This window comes from Kitasatospora sp. NPDC023385 (assembly GCF_055664045.1).
In genome coordinates, this window is the sequence record NZ_JBVOOL010000038.1 from 1 (window position 1) to 21,226 (window position 21,226).

The following is a 21,226-nucleotide window of genomic DNA, read 5'->3' on the forward strand; positions in this document are numbered from 1 at the left end:
CCGCAACCCGGCATCCCGTCACGACGTCGGCAAGACCATCAAACGCGAACCCACGCTCCAGGCCCACCTCGCCGCGCGAGGTTAAACGTCAAGCTCAGGATTCGCTGTCGCAGGTCACAGAACGCCTGATTTCTCTCTGACCAGCGAGCTCATGAACATGCCACGGCCAACTGACCGGTGTCTACAAGAACATGGTCCGAGGCATCATCGTGCCGACGGTCGTGGTTTCGGATCGGGCGGTGGGCGCACGGCGCTAGCATCGGGGCCGTGATCGTATGGCTCAACGGTACCCACGGCGCGGGCAAGACGACGACCGGTGCGCTCGTGCACCCGCTGATCCCGGATTCGCGGGTGTTCGACGCCGAGAAGGTGGGCGAGACGCTCATGGACATCACGCCGGGGCTGCCCGGGACGGACAACTTCCAGCACTGGCCGCCGTGGCGGCCGCTCGTCGTCGAGACCGCCCGCCGTGTGCTCGACTACACCGGCGGCACGCTGGTGATGCCCATGACCGTCCTGGTCGAGGAGTACTGGCGCGAGATCAGCGCCGGGCTCGCCCGATACGGCATCCCGGTACGGCACTTCGTCCTCCACGCCGACCAGGCCACCCTGCGCCGGCGGATCGAAGGGGCTCCTGTCGGCCCTTCCCCGTTCCGGCTCAAGTACCTCGAGCCCTACGCCGAGGCGGCCCGTACGTGGCTGCACGCCGAGGCCGAGGTCGTCGACACCACGCACCTGACGCCCGCCCAGGCTGCCCTGCGGATCGCGGAGGCCGTCCGGAGTTGAGGCCGCCCGCCCCGGCCACGGCCGCCGCGCAAGCCCGGTATGGCCGGAGCCGGTTCCCGTCCTCGGGTGTCCGGGGTCAGGGCGCCGCGCGGAAGCCGAGGTTGCGGTCGGTGTCGGTCAGGGCGCGGCTGGCGTCCCAGAGGCGGGCGGCGACCGTGGTGTCGGTCAGCTGGCTGTAGGGGGGTTCCGGGCGTGGTTTGCCGCGCAGGCCGAAGACCCTCGGCCCCCAGAACTGCCCTCCCCGTACCTGCGGGTCGAGGACGGCCCGCACGGCGGGCCACGCTCCGGCGTACTTGCCCTGGACGAGGAGGCCGGCCGGCAGGCCGCTCAGCCGCTCGCCGGCGGTCGTCACGTGCACGGGCGGACGGGCGGGGGTGAGGGAGTCCAGCGCGCCGCCGGGGTGGACGACCACGCTGAGCACCGTGCTGTGGGCGGCCCGCAGGCGGCGGTCGAGTTCGAAGCCGAAGTACATCTGCGCCAGTTTCGAGCGGCCGTAGGTGCGCTTGGGCCGGTAGTCGGCGGTGGACTGCAGGTCGTCCAGGTCCAGGCGCTCGGACTTCGCCGCGAAGCTGCCGACCGTCACGATGCGGCCGGCCGGCGCGGCCGACAGCAGCGGCGCCAGCCACTGGGTCAGCGCGAAGTGGCCGAGGTGGTTGGTTCCGAACATGAGCTCGTTGCCGTCCGTGGTCTCCCGGCGCGGCGGCTCGTCGAGCGCGACGCCGGCGTTGTAGACCACCGCGTCGAGGTGGTCGAGGTCCAGCGTGTCCACGGACGTCCTGAGGGACGACAGGTCGGCGAGGTCCAGCTGGAGGTGGCGCAGGCGCGCGCCGCGGACGCGGGAGCGGATCGAGGCCATGGCGGCTTCGGCCTTCGCGGGGCTGCGACTGCCGAGGACGATGTCGGCCCCGGTCTCGGCGAGCTGTTCCGCGACGAAGTAGCCGATCCCCGCGTTGGCGCCGGTGACCAGGAACGTCCTGCCCTCGGCACGTGGCAGGCGGTGGACGTCCCATCTCTGGGGCTGGGGTTCGGGGGTCATCGGCGGCGGGCTCCTCACGCTCGGGGCGACCGGACGGGTACGGGCGGGTACGGACAGGTACGGGCGGGTACGGGCGGGTACGGGCGGGCCGGAGCGCTCGTGCGGGGCGGCCCGCCCACACCTGACGATCGCAGCAGCCGCCTGCAGGGCGCCGACACATCGCTGTCACCGCACCGGCAGCCGCACCCCGCCCCTTCCCGCGGACGGCTGCGGACGGCTGCGGACGGCTGCGGACGACAGTGGACGGCTGCGGACGAGGCGTCGCGGCGGAGCACCTGGGCGTGGGTCCGGCCGCCCTGCGCGTGGAGCGGAGGAAGGGGACGGGATTCGTGCAGTCCTGCGGCACGCCGAGGCGTCCCGGGGTAGGTGAGGCGGGCCGTGTCCGCCTTCTGCTTCGGGCTTCCAGCCGGTGTCGGTCGGGCCGGGGTCGGGGCTCAGGCCGGGGTGGTGGCGAGGAGGGCGTCGGTGTCGGTGACGGTGGCGCCCAGGTCGCGGAAGGCCTGGAGGGCGGCGGTGTGGGCGGGGGCGGCGAGGGCGGTGACGGCGTCCTCGACGACGGTGGTGGGGTAGCCGAGGGTGACGGCGGTCCGGACGCTCTCGCCGACGCCGTACTCGGTGGTGATGCCCGCGATGACCAGGGCGGTGGCGCCGAGGCGGCGCAGGCGGTCGGCGAGGTCGGTGCCTTCGAAGGCGTCGATGCCGTACTTGGTGACGACCTCGTTGCCGGGGCGGGCGTCCACCTCGGGCTCGAAGCGGTTGAACTCGGAGTCGGGGCCGCCGTCGCTGCCGTCCATCCGGGCGTAGCGGACCAGGACGACGGGCAGGCCGGCGCTCTCGAAGGCGTTCTTCAGCCGGGCGGCGGAGCGGACCACGGCGGCGCCGGTGAGCGGGGCGGAGGGGCGGTTGACGATCCAGTGCTGGAGGTCGACCAGCACCAGGGCGGTGCCGGGGGCGAGGGCGCCGGGGGTTTCGGTCATCGAAGGGCTCCGTGGGAAGTGGTGGGCGGCCGGGGAGGGCGGGTCGCCCGGCGGTGTGCCCGGCGGGTGCTGCAGCCGCTCGCCGGCGGTCGCGTCCCTGGCCGCCCCCCGGGGGCCTGGAATGGTCCGGGCTTGACGCTACCTCAGTCCCGCCGGCGCCCTGCAGGCGGGGAACCGGCCGCCCGGCCACAGCCGTTGGCCCCCGTGCGAGGATGGGGCCATGGAATCAGAACTGCCGTTCGGGGAGACGCTGCGGGCCGAACTCGGCACGCCGCGGGGGGCCCGCCCGCTGGACAGCAGTCCGAGGTCGCGGGTGTGGCGGGTGGAGCTGTCCGGGACGCCCGTGGTGGTCAAGCAGTTGGTCGACGGCCCGGAGGCCGCCGAGCGCTACGCCCGCGAGGTGACGGCGCTGCGGCTCGCGTCGCGGGTGGAGCCGGCCGTGGTGCCGCGGCTGCTGGGCACCGATGCCGACGAGCGGGTCCTGGTCCTCGAACACCTCGACCACCGGCCGCCCGCCGAGGACTGGCTGGTCGACTACGCCTCGGCGCTGGCCCGCCTGCACGCGGCCACCGGCCCCGGCGACGCGGGCGCGCTGCCCGCCTGGCGCGGCCCGACGCCGGGTGACGTCGACTCCTTCCTCGCCTTCGCCCAGAGCACGGGCGCGAGCGTTCCGCCCGGCGTGCGGGGCGAGTTGGACGCCCTGCTGGAGCGGCTGCGCGACCTGCCCGGCCACGCCCTGCTGCACGGCGACCCGTGCCCCGGCAACGACATGCACACCAGCGGCGGCGTGCGGTTCATCGACTTCGAACAGGCGTCGCTGGGCAGCGGGCTGGTCGAACTCGCCTACCTGCGCATCGGTTTCCCGACCTGCTGGTGTGCCACCGCCCCGCCCGCCGCGCTGCTGGACGCGGCGGAGGCCGCCTACCGGGCGGCGTGGCGCGGCGCGACGGGGTCGGAGGTGGGCGGCGGTGTCGCCGACGCGTGCGCGGGCTGGCTGCTGCGGGGGGACGCGCTGGTCCAGCGGGCCGAGCGCGGGAGCGTCGACCACCTGGCGAGGATCCCGGACCAGGACTGGACGTGGGGTACGGCGACGGCCCGCCAGCGGCTGCTCCACCGCCTCGGCGTCGTCGCCTCGATGGCCGACGACGACGGCGGACTGCGGGGCCTGGGGCAGCTGGCCGCGGCCGTGCGCCAGGGCATGCTCGCGCGGTGGCCCGGGCTGCGGCCACTGCCGGCGCGACGGCCGTAGGCGGCCGCCCGTTCCGGGTTTGTGGGCGAATCCGCTGGCAGCGGCGGCCTGCGGGCGGCGACACTGCACGGATGGACACTCCCGTACCGGACCTGCGCGTCCGCGATGTCGTGCCCGACTACGCGGCCATGCACCCCCTGGTCGCCGACCTGCTGCTGCCCGAGGGCGCGTCGATGCCCGTCATGAGCGCGCTGGAGACCTCCCGTGAGCTCATCCGGCATTCCTTCTACCGGTACGAGTTCGCCACCGTCGCCGTCACGCACGCCCTGTGCGCCGTGGAGCAGGTCCTCGCCGAGCGGCTGGCCGTCGACGCCCCGCTGGAGGAGCTGATCCGGCGGGCGAGCGGGGCGGGGCTCGTCTCGGCTTATCTCGCAGGCGAGTTGGAGCGCGGCGTACGGCTGCGCGAGCGGCTCGCGCGGGGCGCCTCGACCAGCGCCGCCGTCAATCCGGTCAGGGCCGTGGACCTGCTGCGCGCCGTGTTCGACACCGTCGCGCAGGTCCTGCACCCGCCCACCGCGGCGGGCGCAGCCGCAGGAACGGCGGGACCGGCGGAGACGGCGGGACCGGCGGAGACGGCGGGACCGGCGGAGGGCGGGCCGGGCGGGCCGCGGGACCGGCTCGCCCGGCTGTGGGAGGAGCACCGGCGCGCCCCGTTCCCCGCGAGCTTTCGCGGCGTGGGCATCGAGGGCGCGGACCTGGTCCTGCTGGACGCCGACGTCGCCGCCCTCGTCGAGCGGGAGCTGGACGGCGGACTCGACGGCGGCGGCGTCGCCGACCTGTGGGCGTGCGTCGCCGGCCTCGGCCGGGCCGTGCCCCTGCTCAACGAGGAGTACTGCGCCGCCTACTTCACCCGGCTGCGCACGCTCGCCGAACTCGCGGCGGCACGCCACCTGCCCGACGCGACCTGACCGCCGCCGCCGCCCCGGCCCTGCCCCTCCCGGCGACCCGCCGGGCGGGGACACGCACCCGGGCGGGGGCAGCCGGAGAGGATCGGGGTCAGGCCGGGCGGGTCTGCGCCCAGGTTTGACATCCTCTCCGCCCCAAAGGACGGAGATTCCCGCCTGCCCCGCCGTTGACCGGCTCGGCTTCGGGTGGGTTCCTGCTTCTTCGCGCTGCGCCGGGATGAGTCCCGGTCTTACCCGCGATCGAGACCACCACGGACTCCACGGTCCAGGGCCAGGAGCCGTCCACTCTGCTGGCGCGGGCGGTCACCGGGATCGTCACGCCGGACCACGTCTACGACGGGGCCGTCGTCACGCGCTAGCAGTCACGCGCTGGAAGCCGGGTGCTGGAAGCCGGGCGCCGGGCGTCAGGCGGGCACCTGCGGGCGGGCCGGCCGGGCTTCGGGGCCGCCGTTCGGGGTGTCGGCCGGTCCGCTGGCGGGGGCCGCTGCCGCCGCCCGCCGGTAGGCCGCGTAGAGCAGCACGGCGACGACGGTCCCCTTCACGGCGCCGCCGGCCAGCGACGCGGCCTGCAGCAGCGGGTAGGAGGACGGCCTCGGGTACACCCCGGCGGCGGTCAGCGGCAGGGCCGTCAGTGCGGCGGACGCCAGGGCGTTCAGCACCACGACCGGCAGCACCCACGCGACCGTGCGCCAGGAACCGTGGGTCAGGCGCCAGGCCCGCCGCACGCCCCGGCCTTCCAGCAGCACCGCCATCGGCAGCAGTGCGGCGGCGAACGCCAGGTACAGGGAGGCCAGCACGATCGCCTTCCACGCGGGCGAGAAGACCAGCCCGGCGTAGGCCTCGGCGTCGACGTCGACGATCAGCCCCAGCACGCCCGTCACGTTCACCAGCACCAGCCAGCCCCACAGCCGCCCCACCCGCGCCACGTCCGGGCGCAGCGCCGACGCCAGGCCCCGGCCGCCGTCCAGGACCCGCAGTGCGGCGCTCCAACACCAGGCGGCGGCAAGGCCCTTGACAGCCAGTGCGGCGACGTCGCGGGTGTGCCACAGGCCGGCCTCGCTGAGGTGTTCCCACAGTTTCAGCTCGCCCCAGCCGACCGCCGCGAACGCCAGGTGCACGGCCAGTAGCCGCCATCCGCACTCCGCTGTCTTCCCCCGTACCAGGGCCCACCCTCGGGCGGTGGCCCCGTCCATCAGCTCAGTCGTCATCGCCGGGGACTCTAGCCCACCCGTCCGCGCGTTCGCACGCCCGGCCGGGGGTGGGGGGCGGGGCCGGGGGTGAGGCTGGGGTGGGGCTGGGCGTGAGGCGTGGGGAAACCTCGGTGCGGGGGCCGACCTTCGCCGGGCACACTGTGCCGATGCTCATCGACCACTGGCCCCTGACCGGACTGCGCGTGGCCACGCCCCGCCTGGAGCTGCGGCTGCCCACCGAGGACGAGTTGGGCGAGGTGGCCGACCTCGCCGCCCGTGGCGTCCACCCGCCGCAGGTGCGTCCCTTCCTCTCCCCGTGGGGTGAGCTGCCGGGTGCCGAGCGGGCCCGGCACGTCCTGCAGATGCACTGGCGGCGCCGGGGCCGCTGGACGCCGCAGGGCTGGGCGCTGGACCTGACGGCCTTCCACGAGGGCTCTGCGGTGGGTGTGCAGGACATGCGGGCCACGGACTTCGGGGTGCGCCGCGAGGTCGTCTCCGGCTCGTGGGTGGGCCTGGAGTACCAGGGACGCGGCCTGGGCACCGAGATGCGCGCCGCGATGCTGCACCTGGCGTTCGCCGCGCTGGGCGCGCACTTTGCGACCTCGGTGTCCTTCTCCGACAACCACTCCTCCCTCGCGGTCTCCCGCAAGCTCGGCTACCGGCCCGACGGCATCAGCCGCGACGTGCTGGACGGGCGGGTGGTGGAGTCGCAGCGCCTGCGCCTGTCCCGCGAGGACTGGGCGCGCTGCCGGCGGACGCCCGTGACCGTCACCGGTCTGACGGACGGCTGCCGGGCGCTGTTCGGCGCCGACGGCTGACGGGCGGGGAGGTCGGCGGGGTCCTGCTCACATCCCGGCCAGGGCGGCGGGCAGGGCGGCGAGGGAGTGCAGGACGCGGATGCCGGGGGCGGGCGGGGCGCCGGAGGCGGTGCGGTCGAGCCAGAAGGCGTGCAGGCCGGCGTCGCGGGCGCCGAGCGCGTCCAGGTCGTACTTGTCCCCCACGTAGGCGACTTCGTGCGGGGCCAGGCCCAGGCGCTCGCAGCCGGCCCGGAAGATGCCGGGGGCGGGTTTGGCCTCGCCGTGCTCGTCGGAGCAGACCAGCACGGCGTCGTCGAAGTGGCCCATCAGGCCGACGGTTTCGAGCTTGCGGCGCTGGTGACCGGTGGAGGAGTTGGAGACGATCCCCAGCCGATGGGTGGGGGCGAGCGCGGCCAGCACCGGGGCGGCGTCGGGGAACGCGGCCCAGGCGGCGTCGCGGTGGGCGGCGTAGCCGGCGAACCAGGTGGCCGCCTGTCCGTCCGTCAGGGCCTCGGCGCCGTGCTCGCCCAGGCGGGCGAGGAAGCGCCGGGTGCGTTCGTACTGCTGGCCGGTGAACGTCAACTCCCCGGCCAGGAACCGCGCGTACTGCACTTCCATGACCTCGCGCCACAGCGTGAGCGCCGCCTCGGGGGCGGCGAAGCGCTCCAGCAGGCCGACGTCGCGCAGGTGGGCGAGGAGGCCGGCCTCCTCCGATCCCGAGTAGTCGAACAAGGTGTCGTCGACATCGAAGAGCACACCCCTGACCGGCACGATCCGTCCTTCCGCCTTCCCCCGTCTCGCCCCCGCCCGGTGGGGGGAGTCCGCCGCAAGGCTACGGCCGCGCCCCCCGGTTCCGGCAAGCCTCAGTGCGGCGGGCCGGGCGGCCGGGGCGGCCGTGGGGCGGCGGGGGTCAGCCGGCGGGGGTGGGGGCGGCGGTCAGAAGGGCGTCGAGCAGGCCGGGGAAGCGGGTGTCGAGGTCGGTGCGGCGCAGGCTGACGAAGCGGTTGCGGCCGGCGACGCGGGTGGTGGTCACGCCGGCTTCGCGCAGCACGCGCATGTGGTGGGAGACGGTCGACTTGTGGAGGTGGTCCAGGCCCAGGCTGCGGGGGTCGCAGGAGTGCTCGGCGTCGTCGGCGTAGCTGAGCAGCAGGGTCATGCGGACCGGGTCGCCGAGGGCGTGCAGGACGGTGACGAGGTCGATGTCGGCGGTGGCGGGCTGGGGAAGCCGCTCGTCGTCGCTCATGGCGCTGTTCATGGCGCTCGGCCTCCGGGGCGCGGGGATGGGCTGGAACGGATGGTTTGACAATCATCCACCCATCCCCGAGTGTTTGACGAGCGTCAAACTGTTGCATGTCCGTCCAACAATCCGTCCGTTCGGCCGTTCCGCCCTGGGGGGCTCTCCCGTGCCCGTACGTCTGCTCCTGCTCGCCCTCGGCACCTTCGCCATGGGCACCGACTCGATGGTCGTCGCCGGCATCCTCGGCCCGATCTCCGCCGACCTGGGGGTGTCGGTGCAGGCCGCCGGCCAGCTGGTCACCGTCTTCGCGCTCGGCTACGCGCTGCTGGCCCCGGTGCTGGCCGCGCTCACCGCCCGCTGGCCGCGCCGCAAGCTGCTGCTGACCGCCCTGGCGGTGTTCAGCGCGGCCAACGCGCTCAGCGCGATCGCCCCCGACTACGGCCTGCTGCTGGCCACCCGGGTGCTGGCGGCGGCCGGCGCCGCCCTCTACACGCCCACCGCCAACGCGGTGGCCACCACCCTGGTCGCCCCCGAGCGGCGCGGACGGGCGCTGGCGACCGTGCTGGGCGGGATGACGGTGGCCACCGCGCTCGGGGTGCCGCTGGGCACCTGGGTGGGGCGCGCCGACTGGCGGATGACGATGTGGCTGGTCACCGCGCTGGGCCTGGCCGCGCTGGCGGGCCTGGCGGCGCTGCTGCGCGGCCTGCCCGCCCCCGCCGCCACCCCGACCCTCCGGGCCCGCCTGGCGCCGCTGGGCCGGCCCCGGGTGCTGGGCGCCGCCGCCACCACGCTGGTGTTCTTCCTCGCCTTCCAGAGCGTCTACATCTACCTGGCCACCGCCGTCGCCGGCGCCACCGGCGGCGACGCGGACCGGCTGAGCCTGATCCTGCTGACCACCGGCGTCATGTCGGTGGCCGGCAGCTGGCTGGGCGGGCGCCTGGTGGACCGCGCGGGGGTGCGGCGGGTGCTGCTGACCGGCTCGGCGGTGGCGGCCGCGGCGTTCGCCGCGCTGCCCTGGCTGGGGCGCAGCATGGCGGGGGCGCTGGTGTACGCGGCGGTGGTGCCGCTGGCGGGGTGGGCGGTGTCGGTGGCGCTGCCGCACCGGCTGGCGTCGATCGATCCGGCGAGCGCGCCGCTGCTGATCTCGCTGAACAGCAGTGCGCTGTACCTGGGGACGGCGGCCGGGGGTGTGGCGGGGTCGGCGGCGATCGCGGTGCTGGGCGGGCGGTGGTTCCCGTTCGCGGCGGCGGTGCTGGCGGTGGCGGCGTGCGCGGTGGCGGCGGCGACCACGCGCGATGAGCGCCCGCCCGTCCCGGCGGACGCGGGGGCGGTCCCGGCGCGGGTGTGAGGCCGTAGGCGCGTGCCCGTACCGCCACCCCGTACGGCCGCCCCCGCGCGGGGGCGGCCGTACGGGCGTACCCGTCAGCTTCCGAGGACGTCGCCGACCAGGGCGCGGGCCTCGTCCTGGACGCGGGCGAGGTGGTCGGCGCCGTGGAAGGACTCGGCGTAGATCTTGTAGACGTCCTCGGTGCCGGAGGGGCGGGCGGCGAACCAGGCGTTGTCGGTGCAGACCTTGATGCCGCCGATGGCCGCGCCGTTGCCGGGGGCGTGGGCGAGGACGGCGGTGATCTTCTCCCCGGCGAGTTCGCCGGCGCCGACCTGCTCCGGCGACAGGCGCGCGAGGCGGGCCTTCTGCTCGCGGTCGGCGGGGGCGTCGACGCGGGCGTAGGCGGGGGCGCCGTGGCGCTCGGTCAGTTCGGCGTAGTAGGTGCTGGGGGTGGTGCCGGTGACGGCGGTGATCTCGGAGGCGAGCAGGGCGAGGAGGATGCCGTCCTTGTCGGTGGTCCACACCCCGCCGTCGCGGCGCAGGAAGGAGGCGCCGGCGCTCTCCTCGCCGCCGAAGCCGATCGAGCCCTCCAGCAGGCCCTCGACGAACCACTTGAAGCCGACCGGGACCTCCACCAGGGTGCGGCCGAGGTCGGCGGCGACGCGGTCGAGCATCGAGGAGGAGACGAGGGTCTTGCCGACGCCGGCGTCGGCGGGCCAGTCGGCGCGGTGGCGGTAGAGGTAGTCGACGGCCACCGCCAGGTAGTGGTTGGGGTTCATCAGCCCGCCGTCGGGGGTGACGATGCCGTGCCGGTCGGCGTCGGCGTCGTTGCCGGTGGCGATGGCGTAGTCGGCGCGGCGGCCGATCAGGGAGGCCATCGCGGACGGGGAGGAGCAGTCCATGCGGATCCTGCCGTCCCAGTCGAGCGTCATGAACCGCCAGGTCGGGTCGGTGACGGGGTTGACGACGGTCAGGTCCAGGCGGTGGGTCTCGGCGATGCGCGCCCAGTAGGCCACCGACGCCCCGCCCAGCGGGTCGGCGCCGATGCGCAGGCCCGCCGCGCGGACCGCGTCCAGGTCCAGGACGGCGGGCAGGTCCTCGACGTAGGCGCTCAGGTAGTCGTGGCGGGCGGTGGTGGCCGCGGCCAGCGCCCGCGCGTAGGGGACCTTGCGCACGCCGCGCAGGCCCTCGCGGATCAGCTCGTTGGCGCGGTCCTGGATCCAGCCGGTGGCCTGGGAGCCGGCCGGGCCGCCGCTGGGCGGGTTGTACTTGAAGCCGCCGTCGCGCGGCGGGTTGTGCGAGGGGGTGACGACGATGCCGTCGGCCAGCGCGCGCGGGCTGCGCCGGTTGTGGGCGAGGATCGCGTGCGAGACCGCCGGGGTGGGGGTGTAGCCGTCGGCGGCGTCGATCAGCACGTGCACGCCGTTGGCGGCCAGGACTTCCAGGGCGGTCGCCTTGGCCGGCTCGGACAGGGCGTGGGTGTCGGCGCCCAGGAACAGCGGGCCCGCGACGCCCTGTTCGGCGCGGTGCTCGCAGATCGCCTGCGTGGTCGCCGCGATGTGGTCCTCGTTGAACGCCGCGTCCAGCGACGAGCCCCGGTGCCCCGAGGTCCCGAACGCCACCCGCTGGCCGACCTCCTGCGGGTCCGGGTGCAGCGTGTAGTACGCCGTCACCAGCCGCGCCACGTCCACCAGGTCACCGGGCTGCGCCGGCTGCCCGGCCCGTGCGTGTGCCATTCGTCTTCTCCCGCCGATGTCCGACTGTGGGTGCCGTACCCGTCCTTGCCCCGTGCCACCGATCGTAGCCAGAACGCGGACGCGACCGTGCCCCGAACCGCGCACGGCGGTACGGGGCACGACGGCACACCAGAGCGCCCGGGCCCGGGCGGCTTCGGCTCAGGCGGGCAGCTGCTGGCGGTGGGCGTCCAGGACGGGGGCGGTGGTGGTGGCGAGGAACTCCGTCACCCGGTACTCCGTCAACCCGGCTTGCACGAACGGGTCGGTGGCCACCAGCGCGTCGATCGCGGCCCGGTCCGGCCCCGCCGCGATGATGATCCCGCCCTCGCGCGGCACCTTGCGCCCCGAGGCGAGGAAGGTCCCCGCCGCGAAGTGCTCCTGCAGCCACGCGACGTGCTGCGGCAGCGCGGCGTCGATCTGCTCCAGCGGGGCGGTGTAGTTCAGCTCCAGTACGAACATGCGCCCAGGCTAGACCCGGGCCGGCCGGCGGTCCCGGCGGGGGCGGTCACCGCGGCGGCGAAGGCGGGGACGGCAGCGGGGACGGCGGCGGCGGGGCGGCTTCGCACTCCGGCCCCGGGAGGGTGCCGACCCCAATCCTGCCAGGTCGGGCAAGGGTTGCGGTAGGACGCAGCCCACCCTTTCTCCGCCTTGCCGCGCGGTGGGCGCGGGCCGCAGACTCGTGCGACATCCCACCCCCTGTTGACGGCCTGACGCGCCGGCGCCCCCTTTGCGGGCGGCCGGTGCGTGCTGCCGTCGTGCCCGGGGGCGGGTGATGCCAAGCGGGTCGACGAAGGGGGACACACATGAGCGGGACGGGCGTGCACAAGGACCTGGTGCTGAAGGCGCGGATGCGGCTGCTGAGCCACAACGAGCGGATCCTGCACGGGGAGGAGGGCCTGTGGGTCTACCGGGCGCTGGTCACGGTGAGCCCGGACGCGTACGCCTTCAAGCTGGCGTTCGTGCTGCGGGAGGAGGCCGAGGGGGCGCGGGTGGCCGGGCTGCCCGGGGCGCGGGCGGCGCTGCTGGAGCAGGCGCGGGCGGCGGCGGCGCGCATCCCGGCCGACGCGCCGGCCTACCAGGTACGGATGTGGGACTACACGGTGGCGGAGCTGCGGCAGTTCGAGCTGCGTCCGGGGCGGGCGGCGCAGTAGGCGCTCCGGGCGCCGACCGCTCGCGGCGCCCCGGGCCCTGGGACTCCGGGGCGGTCGGTGTCAGCTGATCTCCATCTGCGCCATCATGCCCATCGCCGAGTGGTCGAGCAGGTGGCAGTGGTACGGGTAGCGGCCGCGGTAGGAGTCGAAGGCGGCTTGCAGGCGCACGCTCTCACCGGGCATCAGGCGCACGGTGTCCTTGAGGCCGGCCTCCTCGGGGCCGGGCGCCTTGCCGTTGCGGGCCAGGACGCGGAACTGCACCAGGTGCAGGTGGAAGTTGTGCGGGACGTCGGTGTTGGCGTTGACGACCGTCCAGATCTCCGAGGTGCCGAAGGCCACCGCCGCGTCCACCCGTGCCGGGTCGTACGCCTTGCCGTCGATCAGGCCGCGCGGGGCGGCGCCGGGGTTGTCCTCGACCTTCAGCACCACGGTGCGCTCGCGGGCCGCCGGGCCCAGGGCGGGCAGGGTGCGCAGCCGGTCGGGGACGCTGCTGGGGTCGGGGGCGGAGCGCACCACGTCGAAGCGCAGGACCTGGCCGACGTGTTCGGCGGGGCCGGGGGGCAGGGAGTTGGTGAGGACCACGGAGGTGCCGACCCGGTAGCGGGAGAAGTCGATGACGACGTCGGCGCGTTCCCCGGGTGAGAGGTCGATCGTGTCGGTGGTGTGGGGGCGTTCGAGCAGGCCGCCGTCGGAGCCGATCTGGGTGATGGGGCCGGCGTCGGCCAGGCGCAGGGAGAAGAAGCGCAGGTTGGAGGAGTTGAGCAGGCGCAGCCGGTAGCGGCGGGCGGCGACCTCGACCTTGGGCCAGGGGCGGCCGTTGGCGAGGATGGTGGTGCGGTTGAAGGGGTCGTCCATGCGGTAGACGAGGGCGCCGGAGGCGTCGAAGCGGGCGTCGCGCAGGGCGATGGGCAGGTCGTAGCGGCCCGAGGGCAGGGGCAGGGCGCTCTCGGTGGCGTCGGTGATCAGGTAGGTGCCGGCCAGGCCCCGGTAGACGTGTTCGGACTCCATGTGGTGGGCGTGGTCGTGGAACCACAGGCTCGCGTGGGGCTGGTCGTTGGGGTAGGTGTAGGTGCGGGTGGCGCCGGCGGCGAGCAGGTTCATCGGGCCGCCGTCGCTGTCGGCGGGTACCCGGGCGCCGTGCAGGTGGACGGAGACGGCGTCGTCCAGCAGGTTGGTCTGGCGCACGATCACCGGCCGTCCGGAGCGGGCGCGGATGACCGGGCCGGGGAAGGCGCCGTTGTAGGTGAGGACCGGGGTGCGGTGGCCGGGCAGGATGCGGGCGGAGGAGGGGAGCATGGTGACGGCGTAGGTGTCGGCGCCGTCGTCGGTGGAGACCGGGCTGAGGACCGGGGGCAGTGGCAGCGCGGTGGTGAACTTCCCGGCCAGGGCGGGGCCGGCGTCCGGGCCGGGGTCGGGGGCGTCGGTGCCCGGCGGGTGGGTGTGCGCGCCGGCGGCGGCTTCGGTGTCCCGCACGGAGGAAGCCGCGTCGGCCGAGGCGGCGGCATCGGCGGCGGAGGCGGCGGAGGCGGCCGGGCGGAGCGTGGTGCGCGCGAGCAGGACCCCTCCCCCGGTCGCCAGGGCGGCGCCGATCATCCTGCGTCTGGTCACCATCGCGCGTTCCTCCCGCATGCTGCTCCCCCGCCCGGCCCGGCGGGTGCCGGGGCGGCCGTGTCCGGGCTTGTCCGGGGGTGATTGCAGCAGTGCCGCCTTGCGTGCCGTTGGGGTCCGGCTGGGGCGGCGCGCGCGGTGCGGGGCCGGTACGCCGGGGGCGGGTGCCGACGGGGCGGGGGCGGGTGCGGGCGGGGCGGCGCGGTGAGCTGGGCGTGTTGCGGGCGCCTTGCGCGGCGCCTCCACCGTGGCTCGGGACGCACTCGAGGAACGCTCGCAACACCAAGGAGCCCCGGGCCCGGCGGGCTCGCGGGGCACTCGAAGGGAAGGGCCGGAGCGTGGACCTGCGGTACTGGCTGCCGAAGGCGGCCGAGGTGGCCGAACGGTGGGGGGATCGGTTCGGGGCCTTCGCCGCGCACCCCTCGCACCTGGTGGACGAGGCGGACTTCACCGCCGCGTTCGAGCGCTTCGCCAAGCGCCTGGAGCACAACTACCCGTTCTTCCACCCGCGCTACGCCGGGCAGATGGTCAAGCCCCCGCACCCGGCGGCGCTGGTCGGCTACCTGACGGCGATGCGCTTCAACCCCAACAACCACGCCTACGAGGGCGGCCCGGCCACCAACGACATGGAACGCGAGTGCGTGGCCGCGCTCGCCGCCATGTTCGGCCTGCCCGCCCACGTGGGGCACCTGACCAGCAGCGGCACCATCGCCAACCTGGAGGCGCTGTACGTGGCGCGCCAGAGCCACCCGGGGCGGGGCGTCGCGTACAGCAGCCAGGCCCACTACACCCACAGCCGGATGTGCCACGTGCTGGGCGTCACCGGCCACGCGGTGCCCGCCGACGCCGAAGGGCGCATGGACCCCCAGGCGCTGGAGGCACTGCTGCGCACCGGCCGGGTGGGCACGGTCGTCGTCACCTGCGGCACCACCGGGCTCGGCGCGGTGGACCCGGTGCACGAGGTGCTGGCGCTGGCCCGCCGGTACGGGGCGCGGGTACACGTGGACGCCGCCTACGGCGGGTTCTTCACGCTGCTGGCCGGCGACCGGGCCCAGGCCGCGGCGCTGGGCATCGACGCCGCGCCGTGGCAGGCGATCGCCGGCTGCGACTCGGTGACCGTCGACCCGCACAAGCACGGCCTGCAGCCCTACGGCTGCGGCGCGGTGCTGTTCGCCGACCCGGCCATCGGCCGCCACTTCGCCCACGACTCCCCGTACACCTACTTCACCGACGCCGACCTGCACCTGGGCGAGATCAGCCTGGAATGCTCCCGCGCCGGCGCACCGGCCGCCGCCCTGTGGCTGACCCTGCAACTGCTGCCGCTGACCGCCCAGGGCCTGGGCGCGGGCCTGGCCGCGAGCCGGCGCGCCGCCCTCGCCTGGGCCGACCGGATCGAGGCGAGCGGCGAACTGACCCTGCACCAGCGCCCGCAGCTGGACATCGTCACCTACTTCCCCACCCCCGCCGGGGCGCCCACCCTGTCCGCGATCGACGCCGGCAGCGAACGCGTGCTGCGCCGGGGCATGGCCGACGAACACGACCCCGTGTACCTGAGCGTGCTGCGCGTGGACGCCGCCGACTTCGCCCGCCGCCACCGGGGCGTGACGGCGGACGCCGACGGGGCCCGGGTGCTGCGCAGCGTGCTGATCAAGCCGGAGGCCGAGGCGTGGGTGCCGCGCCTGCACGCGCGCGTCGCCGCCCTGGCCGCCGAACCGCCCGCCGCCGCTCCCGTGCCCTCCCCTGTTCCCTCCCCTGCCTCCTCTTCCGTTCCCTCTCCTGCTCCCTCTCCTGTCCCCTCGTCCGTCCTCTCGCCCGAGGAGAGTGTCCGTTGACCACCGCCACCGCCCCGCCCGACGCCGCGGGCACCGCCGCGCGGCCCGCCGTACGCACCGCCGTACGCCAGGCCCGCCTTGACGAGGCGCCCGCCCTGGCCCGGCTGCTCGCCGACGCCTTCGCCGACGACGCGCTGATGCTCTGGGCCTTCCCCGACCCCGACCACCGCGCGCGGGTGCTGCCCGCCTTCTTCCGCGTCCACGTCGAGCAGTGCCTGGCCCACCAGGGCGTCCTGGTCGCCCACGAGGACACGGCGTACGGGCGGCTGCTGGGGGCGCTGCTGTTCCTGCCCCCGGGCGTGTGGGAGGACCCGGGCCAGGCCGACGGCGCCGCCACCCGCGCCCTGGCCGAGGCCGTCGACGCCGGACACCACGGCGAGTGCGCCCGCCGCCTGGCCGCCATCACCGCCCTGCAGGCGCGCCGCCACCCGCGCCACCGCCCCCACCACTACCTCGCGTTCGTCGGGGTGCGCCCCGAAGCCCGCACCGCCGGCGCCGCCGGGGCGCTGCTGGACGCCGTCCTGGCGCGGGTCGACGCCGCCGGCCAGGCCGCCTACGCCGAGACCAGCTCCGAGGGCGGCGCCCACCTGTGCACCACCCACGGCTTCACCCGCTTCGGCGAGGCCATCGCCCTGCCCGGCGGCGGCCCGCGCCTGGCCCCGATGTGGCGGGGCCCCCGATGACCGCCCCCGCCCCCGCCCCCGCCGGGGCCGGTGTCCTGCGCCTGTTCAGCGCCGAGCGCATCGACGCCGGCGACGCCGCCGCCCACCCCGAGGCCGCCGAAGTCCTCGACTGGGCCCGCCGCTTCCTCACCACCGCCCACCCCGACCTGGGCCGCAGCGGCCCGGTGTGCCCCTACACCCAGCCCTCGCTGCGCCGCGGCCTGTTCCACATCGCCGTCGCCGACGACGACACCGACGACAGGGACAGCGGGGGCAGCGGGGGGTGTGACCTGCCGGCGCTGGTGAGCGAACTGCGCGCCCGCTACGAGGAGTTGCTGGCGGAGCTGGCCGAGGAGTCCGACCGCGAGCTGCTGACCGTCCTGCTGGTCCTGCCCGGTGTGGACCGCGCGGACTCCACCGCGCTGGACGAGGCGCAGCGCAAGGCCAAGGACGGTTTCGTCGAACAGGGCCTGATGATCGGCCAGTTCCACCCGGTGTGCGAGGAGCCGGGCCTGTGGAACCGCTCCTTCCGTCCGCTGCGCGCGCCGGTGCCGCTGCTGGCGGTGCGCAAGCTGCTGGTGTTCGACCTGCCGTTCCTCACCGGCGACGAGACGCACCTGGACCACTACCTGGCCCGCTTCGCGCCCGAGGTCCCGGCCCGCATCCGCGACCAGCTGGTCACCAGCGTGCGCGCCCACCAGCGGGCCGCCGCCTGAGGCCGCCCCTCCCCCCCCTTGCGCGCGCGGAGCCGGCCGGCGCCCGGCTCCGCGCGCGCCCCCTCCCACCCCGGCCACCGCCCGGTTCGGCTCGCCGGGACAGGCCTGCTTCCCGTACGGGCAGCGCCGTAGCGCCGACTCCCTCGTCGCGACCCACGCGACGCGCGCGGGGATGCTGGTCGTGACTCCTCCTCCTCGTGAACGAGGGGGCTTCTCGCTAGGCCGGGTTGGCGTCGCGACGGACCAGCCCGGCCCGTAGAACGTTGACGGCTCCCACTGTGTCAGCGTGCGCCGTGTGGCCGCAGGCGACGCAGTGGAACTTCTCCTGGGTGGGCCGGTTCTCCTTGGCGGTGTGCCCGCATTCGGGGCACCGCCGGGAGGTGTTGCGGGGGTCCACGGCGATCACTTCCCGACCGGCGCTCTCAGCCTTGCTGGTGAGGATCGTGAGGAACACCCCCCAACCGGTATCGTTGATCGACTTGTTGAGTCCGGCCTTGGCCGCCGCCCCGTTGGGCAGGAACACGCCCGGCGTTCCGGGGTCGGGCTTGGGCGCGGGCGTCCTGGTCATGTTGCGGATCTTGAGGTCTTCGTGCGCGATGAGGTCGTGCGCGCGGACCAGGGCGAGAGCGGTCTTTTGGGCGTGGTCGAGCCGCTGGCGGCGGACCTTGCCGTGCAGGGTGGCGACCTTCTCCACGGCTCGCTGGTGGTTGCCGGTGCGCTTGTCTCGGCGCACGCGCGGGAACCGGGCGAGGGCCTGCTGCGCTGCTTCGAGCTTCGCGGCTGCTGTGCGGCCGTGGCGCGGATTGGGGACGAATCCGCCGCCCGAGTCGGCGAGGAAGTTCGCTATGCCCAGGTCGATCCCGACGACGCTGCCGGTCGGCGGCAGCGGTTCGGGCCGTTCCTGTTCGGCGGTCAGCACGACGAACCACTTACGGCCTTCGCGCTTCACACTCACGGTCTTGACCCTGCCGACCACCGGCCGGTGCTGGTTGACCTTGACGTGCCCGACGCCCTGGAAACGGACGCGGGTCACGGGGTCGTGCGGCGTGCTGTTCCACCGGCAGCCGTCCCCGTCCTTGGGGAACTCCACTGTGTCGAACCAGTTCACCCCGCGAAAACGCGGGTAGCCGGGCGTCTCCCCGGACTTAACCCGGCGGAAGAACGCCGTGAATGCCTTGTCCAGGCGGCGAAGCGTGGCCTGCTGCGAGGAGAACGACCACCGGCCCTGACGCTGCGGATCGAACGCCCGGATCTCCTTGAGCTGCGCCGACTGCATTCCGTACTTGATGCTCGTCTTCGACGGGTGTCGGTAGGCGTCCCGGCGTTCCTGCAAGGCCCCGTTGTAGAGGGAGCAGTGGTCACGCAGCATCTCACTGAGAGCCTGCGCCTGGCCCACGGTGGGCCGCATGAGGAATTTGTACGCACGGATCATCCGGCCTGCCCCCTTTCAGCGCTGACAGCGGATCATACTACGCTTGGGGTATGTCACCACGCTGGGAGCCAAACCCCGATATCCGTACCGGGCGGCACGTCGCCTACAACCTGCACGCACATTTGGTGTTCGTCACGAAGGACCGCAAAGGAGTATTCGATGACGCCATGCTCAAGAGGTGCGAGGAGATCATGCGGGAGGTCTGCTCCAGCTTCGAGACGGAACTGAGGGAGTTCAACGGCGAGACCGACCACGTGCATCTGCTGGTGCACTACCCGCCGAAGATCGCTCTGTCCAAGCTGATCAACTCGCTCAAGGGCGTCAGCTCCCGATACCTTCGTGCCGAGTACACCGGGCATATCAACCGCATCGGACTCGGCTCGGCCTTCTGGTCCCGCTCCTACTTCGCGGGTTCCTGCGGTGGCGCACCGCTCAGCATCGTCCGCCAGTACATCGAAGGGCAGAAGCAACCGATCTGACCGTCACCCCGGAACCGCAGGGAACTCCGCCGCTTCGAGGCTCCGGGCCAAAGGATGCATTCCCTCCCCGGCTAAAGCCGGGGATACCACCCTGCGAGATCGGGGATGGACGGAGGGGGAACGCCAGGCGGCCCTGGGGCGCATCCGCGCCTACCTCGCGAGCCGGACGGAGACCGCCGAGGGCGAGTTCACCCTCCCGATGCTGACCTGCGTGCTGCGCCTGCGGAGGCTGTGAAACGGCGACGGGGTCGGCGGACCGCCGTCGAGGACGGCGGCGGTGAGGCGCGGGCGGACCGTCCCGGCCGGCGGGAGGAGGTCAGCGCGCCTGCGGATCCGGGCCGGCGCTGCGGCGCGGCGCGGTGGAGCACGCGGTGATGGCCTCGTCGAGGTCCCGCGCCTGCCCGTCGTCGCCGGGCGCCTGCTGCTGCTTGAGCCCGCGCAGGACGGGAAGCAGCTCCGGCGCGGCCAGCACGGCGGCGGCCACGAGGAGGTTGTCGGCGGGGTCGGGGCCTTCCAACGCCGCGCCCAGCGCCGCCACGATGCTCCGGTCACCGCGCTCGGCCAGGCCGAGCAGCGCCTCCCCGACCGTTTCCGCGTCGGGATCGGCCACCCGCTCCCACAGGGCGCGGCGGATCTGCTCGTCGTCACCCGTCGTTTCCAGCCGCAGGCCGAAGGTCGCCCAGTCACGGACGCGATGCGACCGGTCGCCACTGAGGCGGATCAGCGCGGCGACGGCTTCGGGGCGGGCGGGCTCGCCGGCGACGGACGGCAGCGTGAGCGCCACCGCCTCGCGGACCTCGTCGTCGTGGTGGTCCACCTGCGCCAGCACGGTGGCGAGGCTTCGGGGGTCGGCGAGGTGACTCAGTGCCACCACCGCCGACTCGGTCACGACGGGCCGCGGGTCGGCGCAGGCTTCGATGACGACCGGCAGGGTCTCCTCCAGGAACGGGCGTCCGGCAGCCCAGCCGAGCTGGCCCAGCACGTTCAGGCCGATCATCCGCTCGTGCAGGTCCGCGCCGCCGGCCAGCACGCGCGCGGCGTCGAACGCCGCCCGGTCCGAACGGGCGTGGAACTCGCCGACGACCTGCCAGTAGTCGTGCTCCTCCCGGTCCAGGAGCGCCGCGGCGCGCAGCACGTCGAGATCGTCATCGTCACCGGCCATGCCCTGGAGGATAGCCAGAGGACCCGGGTGCCGCTCGGATTATCGGAACGCCCGTTCGTGGGCGCGGGTGTGGGCGTGGCCGAGTTCGCCCCAGACGCAGAAGCCGTCGTCACTGACGAACGCCAGGGGGATGCCTCCCTGGATGAGCCGCCATCGGCGCGCCGCCACGAGCCAGCCGGATGCCTGGCCGAGCTGGGCGATCACCACCGGCGGGTACACGCCGGGGAGCATGGTCATCTCGGCGGTGCGGCTTCCCCCCTGGCGGGTCACGCGCAGGAAGTGCCGGGCCTCCACCGTGGCCGACCCGGGTCGGCTGCCCGGGACGGTCGTCTCCTCGCGTACGGCGGCTTCGAGTACCACCCGGACGGCCGGGACCTCGCCGTCCCGCGCGTCCTTGCGCACCACGTTGATCCGGCGGACGTCGAAATCGGCGTGTTCGCCCAGCCGGTACATGAGGACGAACAGCACGGCGAAGGGCAGTGCCGCCGCCAGCCGCGAACAGGGCATCTCCCACTGGAGGTACCGTTCCGGGCGGCCTGACTTGTCGACGTACCCGCCGAGCTCCGAACGGTCGAGCACCGCCAGGACCCGCAGGACGTCGTCGACGTTCGGTACGTGACCGAGGGCGGCCCCGCCGTGGCGATCACGTCCCAGCGTGGTCGCAGCAGGTCGGGTTCGAGGACCAGCAGGAGCGGAGAGGCCAGGGCGAACAGCAGGCTCGAGCACCCGAGCGCCCTGGTGCACGGCGTCGAGACGTGAGGAAGGCGGGGCAAGGTGGTCACGCGGCCGATCGTCCCGAGAAGGTGATCACCGGGAGGTGGATTCCCTGTGCTCCGACCCTGCCCGGACATCCCTCGGGCCCGTCACCGGATGAATCGACCGCAGGGGACCTCACACCCCGGCCCCGTGGAGTCGGCCGTCTGGTGAGACCGCCACCGTTCGGT

21 protein-coding genes are annotated in these 21,226 nt (G+C 74.5%); 10 read left to right on the top strand and 11 right to left on the bottom strand.

The features are described from left to right. Nucleotides 1-267 precede the first annotated feature (267 nt). Nucleotides 268-786 (top strand): AAA family ATPase, encoded by a 519-nt coding sequence (locus AC0B61_RS33595; protein ID WP_471745735.1) that lies wholly within the window; start codon nt 268-270, stop codon nt 784-786. A 76-nt stretch (nt 787-862) separates the two neighbouring features. Here the strand turns inward: AC0B61_RS33595 and AC0B61_RS33600 are convergent, their stop codons facing one another. Together AC0B61_RS33600 and AC0B61_RS33605 are read right to left on the bottom strand one after the other, a co-directional pair. Then, nucleotides 863-1,822, bottom strand: coding sequence for an SDR family NAD(P)-dependent oxidoreductase (locus AC0B61_RS33600; RefSeq protein WP_471745737.1), 960 nt, complete (start codon nt 1,820-1,822; stop codon nt 863-865). A gap of 434 nt (nt 1,823-2,256) precedes the next feature. Continuing rightward, complete coding sequence (locus tag AC0B61_RS33605; RefSeq protein ID WP_471745738.1) at nt 2,257-2,799, bottom strand: cysteine hydrolase family protein; 543 nt, start codon at nt 2,797-2,799, stop codon at nt 2,257-2,259. 220 nt (nt 2,800-3,019) lie between these two features. Between AC0B61_RS33605 and AC0B61_RS33610 the strand changes: the two genes are divergently transcribed. Both AC0B61_RS33610 and AC0B61_RS33615 read left to right on the top strand, forming a co-directional pair. Next, a complete protein-coding gene (locus AC0B61_RS33610; RefSeq protein ID WP_471745740.1) occupies nt 3,020-4,048 on the top strand; it encodes a phosphotransferase in 1,029 nt (342 codons plus the stop codon). Between the two features lie 71 nt (nt 4,049-4,119). Further along, a complete protein-coding gene (locus tag AC0B61_RS33615) occupies nt 4,120-4,956 on the top strand; it encodes a hypothetical protein (RefSeq protein WP_471745742.1) in 837 nt (278 codons plus the stop codon). A 401-nt stretch (nt 4,957-5,357) separates the two neighbouring features. Here AC0B61_RS33615 and AC0B61_RS33620 read toward each other — a convergent pair whose 3' ends face one another. Beyond that, nucleotides 5,358-6,161 carry a hypothetical protein gene (locus tag AC0B61_RS33620; protein ID WP_471745744.1) on the bottom strand — a complete coding sequence of 268 codons (804 nt, stop codon included), beginning with the start codon at nt 6,159-6,161 and terminating at the stop codon, nt 5,358-5,360. Nucleotides 6,162-6,310: 149 nt separating this feature from the next. Here AC0B61_RS33620 and AC0B61_RS33625 point away from each other — a divergent pair, with 149 nt between their 5' ends. Continuing rightward, nucleotides 6,311-6,961: a GNAT family N-acetyltransferase gene (locus tag AC0B61_RS33625; RefSeq protein WP_471745746.1), complete on the top strand. Its 651-nt coding sequence runs from the start codon at nt 6,311-6,313 to the stop codon at nt 6,959-6,961. A gap of 27 nt (nt 6,962-6,988) precedes the next feature. Here the strand turns inward: AC0B61_RS33625 and AC0B61_RS33630 are convergent, their stop codons facing one another. Together AC0B61_RS33630 and AC0B61_RS33635 are read right to left on the bottom strand one after the other, a co-directional pair. Continuing rightward, nucleotides 6,989-7,711, bottom strand: coding sequence for an HAD family hydrolase (locus AC0B61_RS33630; RefSeq protein WP_471745748.1), 723 nt, complete (start codon nt 7,709-7,711; stop codon nt 6,989-6,991). 139 nt (nt 7,712-7,850) lie between these two features. Then, nucleotides 7,851-8,195, bottom strand: a complete 345-nt coding sequence (locus AC0B61_RS33635) for an ArsR/SmtB family transcription factor (RefSeq protein WP_471745750.1) — start codon at nt 8,193-8,195, stop codon at nt 7,851-7,853. Between the two features lie 148 nt (nt 8,196-8,343). Here AC0B61_RS33635 and AC0B61_RS33640 point away from each other — a divergent pair, with 148 nt between their 5' ends. Next, the gene (locus tag AC0B61_RS33640) at nt 8,344-9,525 is read left to right on the top strand and encodes an MFS transporter (protein WP_471745752.1); all 1,182 of its coding nucleotides are present in this window, start codon (nt 8,344-8,346) and stop codon (nt 9,523-9,525) included. 74 nt (nt 9,526-9,599) lie between these two features. On the opposite strand, the gene pgm is transcribed toward AC0B61_RS33640, so the two are convergent. Both pgm and AC0B61_RS33650 read right to left on the bottom strand, forming a co-directional pair. Further along, the gene (gene pgm / locus AC0B61_RS33645) at nt 9,600-11,240 is read right to left on the bottom strand and encodes a phosphoglucomutase (alpha-D-glucose-1,6-bisphosphate-dependent) (RefSeq protein WP_471745754.1); all 1,641 of its coding nucleotides are present in this window, start codon (nt 11,238-11,240) and stop codon (nt 9,600-9,602) included. Between the two features lie 159 nt (nt 11,241-11,399). Further along, nucleotides 11,400-11,699, bottom strand: coding sequence for a YciI family protein (locus AC0B61_RS33650; protein ID WP_471745756.1), 300 nt, complete (start codon nt 11,697-11,699; stop codon nt 11,400-11,402). Nucleotides 11,700-12,043: 344 nt separating this feature from the next. On the opposite strand from AC0B61_RS33650, the gene AC0B61_RS33655 reads away from it, so the two are divergent. Continuing rightward, nucleotides 12,044-12,391 carry a hypothetical protein gene (locus AC0B61_RS33655; RefSeq protein WP_471745758.1) on the top strand — a complete coding sequence of 116 codons (348 nt, stop codon included), beginning with the start codon at nt 12,044-12,046 and terminating at the stop codon, nt 12,389-12,391. Nucleotides 12,392-12,451: 60 nt separating this feature from the next. Here AC0B61_RS33655 and AC0B61_RS33660 read toward each other — a convergent pair whose 3' ends face one another. Beyond that, complete coding sequence (locus tag AC0B61_RS33660; RefSeq protein ID WP_471745760.1) at nt 12,452-14,002, bottom strand: multicopper oxidase family protein; 1,551 nt, start codon at nt 14,000-14,002, stop codon at nt 12,452-12,454. Nucleotides 14,003-14,337: 335 nt separating this feature from the next. Here AC0B61_RS33660 and AC0B61_RS33665 point away from each other — a divergent pair, with 335 nt between their 5' ends. From AC0B61_RS33665 to AC0B61_RS33675, 3 genes are read left to right on the top strand one after another with little or no spacing between them, the layout of a single operon-like run. After that, nucleotides 14,338-15,831 carry a pyridoxal phosphate-dependent decarboxylase family protein gene (locus AC0B61_RS33665; RefSeq protein ID WP_471745762.1) on the top strand — a complete coding sequence of 498 codons (1,494 nt, stop codon included), beginning with the start codon at nt 14,338-14,340 and terminating at the stop codon, nt 15,829-15,831. Next, nucleotides 15,828-16,514: a hypothetical protein gene (locus AC0B61_RS33670; RefSeq protein ID WP_471745764.1), complete on the top strand. Its 687-nt coding sequence runs from the start codon at nt 15,828-15,830 to the stop codon at nt 16,512-16,514. The genes AC0B61_RS33665 and AC0B61_RS33670 overlap by 4 nt, the downstream gene beginning before the upstream one ends. Continuing rightward, nucleotides 16,511-17,209 carry a DUF6875 domain-containing protein gene (locus tag AC0B61_RS33675; protein ID WP_471745766.1) on the top strand — a complete coding sequence of 233 codons (699 nt, stop codon included), beginning with the start codon at nt 16,511-16,513 and terminating at the stop codon, nt 17,207-17,209. The genes AC0B61_RS33670 and AC0B61_RS33675 overlap by 4 nt, the downstream gene beginning before the upstream one ends. A gap of 217 nt (nt 17,210-17,426) precedes the next feature. Here the strand turns inward: AC0B61_RS33675 and AC0B61_RS33680 are convergent, their stop codons facing one another. Further along, nucleotides 17,427-18,641 carry an RNA-guided endonuclease InsQ/TnpB family protein gene (locus tag AC0B61_RS33680; protein ID WP_471745767.1) on the bottom strand — a complete coding sequence of 405 codons (1,215 nt, stop codon included), beginning with the start codon at nt 18,639-18,641 and terminating at the stop codon, nt 17,427-17,429. A 50-nt stretch (nt 18,642-18,691) separates the two neighbouring features. On the opposite strand from AC0B61_RS33680, the gene tnpA reads away from it, so the two are divergent. Further along, the gene (gene tnpA / locus AC0B61_RS33685; RefSeq protein ID WP_471745769.1) at nt 18,692-19,120 is read left to right on the top strand and encodes an IS200/IS605 family transposase; all 429 of its coding nucleotides are present in this window, start codon (nt 18,692-18,694) and stop codon (nt 19,118-19,120) included. 316 nt (nt 19,121-19,436) lie between these two features. On the opposite strand, the gene AC0B61_RS33690 is transcribed toward tnpA, so the two are convergent. Both AC0B61_RS33690 and AC0B61_RS33695 read right to left on the bottom strand, forming a co-directional pair. After that, complete coding sequence (locus AC0B61_RS33690) at nt 19,437-20,282, bottom strand: HEAT repeat domain-containing protein (RefSeq protein ID WP_471745771.1); 846 nt, start codon at nt 20,280-20,282, stop codon at nt 19,437-19,439. 39 nt (nt 20,283-20,321) lie between these two features. Continuing rightward, entirely contained in the window at nt 20,322-20,861 is a 540-nt protein-coding gene (locus AC0B61_RS33695; RefSeq protein WP_471745772.1) for a hypothetical protein, read from the bottom strand. Nucleotides 20,862-21,226 lie beyond the last annotated feature (365 nt).

What these genes read in the sequence shown, in the direction of transcription:
- AC0B61_RS33600 (WP_471745737.1), bottom strand. Translation starts at nt 1,822, where the DNA reads ATGACCCCCGAACCCCAGCCCCAGAGATGGGACGTCCACCGCCTGCCA.
- AC0B61_RS33605 (WP_471745738.1), bottom strand. Translation starts at nt 2,799, where the DNA reads ATGACCGAAACCCCCGGCGCCCTCGCCCCCGGCACCGCCCTGGTGCTG.
- AC0B61_RS33610 (WP_471745740.1), top strand. Translation starts at nt 3,020, where the DNA reads ATGGAATCAGAACTGCCGTTCGGGGAGACGCTGCGGGCCGAACTCGGC.
- AC0B61_RS33615 (WP_471745742.1), top strand. Translation starts at nt 4,120, where the DNA reads ATGGACACTCCCGTACCGGACCTGCGCGTCCGCGATGTCGTGCCCGAC.
- AC0B61_RS33620 (WP_471745744.1), bottom strand. Translation starts at nt 6,161, where the DNA reads ATGACGACTGAGCTGATGGACGGGGCCACCGCCCGAGGGTGGGCCCTG.
- AC0B61_RS33625 (WP_471745746.1), top strand. Translation starts at nt 6,311, where the DNA reads ATGCTCATCGACCACTGGCCCCTGACCGGACTGCGCGTGGCCACGCCC.
- AC0B61_RS33635 (WP_471745750.1), bottom strand. Translation starts at nt 8,195, where the DNA reads ATGAACAGCGCCATGAGCGACGACGAGCGGCTTCCCCAGCCCGCCACC.
- pgm (WP_471745754.1), bottom strand. Translation starts at nt 11,240, where the DNA reads ATGGCACACGCACGGGCCGGGCAGCCGGCGCAGCCCGGTGACCTGGTG.
- AC0B61_RS33650 (WP_471745756.1), bottom strand. Translation starts at nt 11,699, where the DNA reads ATGTTCGTACTGGAGCTGAACTACACCGCCCCGCTGGAGCAGATCGAC.
- AC0B61_RS33655 (WP_471745758.1), top strand. Translation starts at nt 12,044, where the DNA reads ATGAGCGGGACGGGCGTGCACAAGGACCTGGTGCTGAAGGCGCGGATG.
- AC0B61_RS33660 (WP_471745760.1), bottom strand. Translation starts at nt 14,002, where the DNA reads ATGGTGACCAGACGCAGGATGATCGGCGCCGCCCTGGCGACCGGGGGA.
- AC0B61_RS33675 (WP_471745766.1), top strand. Translation starts at nt 16,511, where the DNA reads ATGACCGCCCCCGCCCCCGCCCCCGCCGGGGCCGGTGTCCTGCGCCTG.
- AC0B61_RS33680 (WP_471745767.1), bottom strand. Translation starts at nt 18,641, where the DNA reads ATGATCCGTGCGTACAAATTCCTCATGCGGCCCACCGTGGGCCAGGCG.
- tnpA (WP_471745769.1), top strand. Translation starts at nt 18,692, where the DNA reads ATGTCACCACGCTGGGAGCCAAACCCCGATATCCGTACCGGGCGGCAC.
- AC0B61_RS33690 (WP_471745771.1), bottom strand. Translation starts at nt 20,282, where the DNA reads ATGGCCGGTGACGATGACGATCTCGACGTGCTGCGCGCCGCGGCGCTC.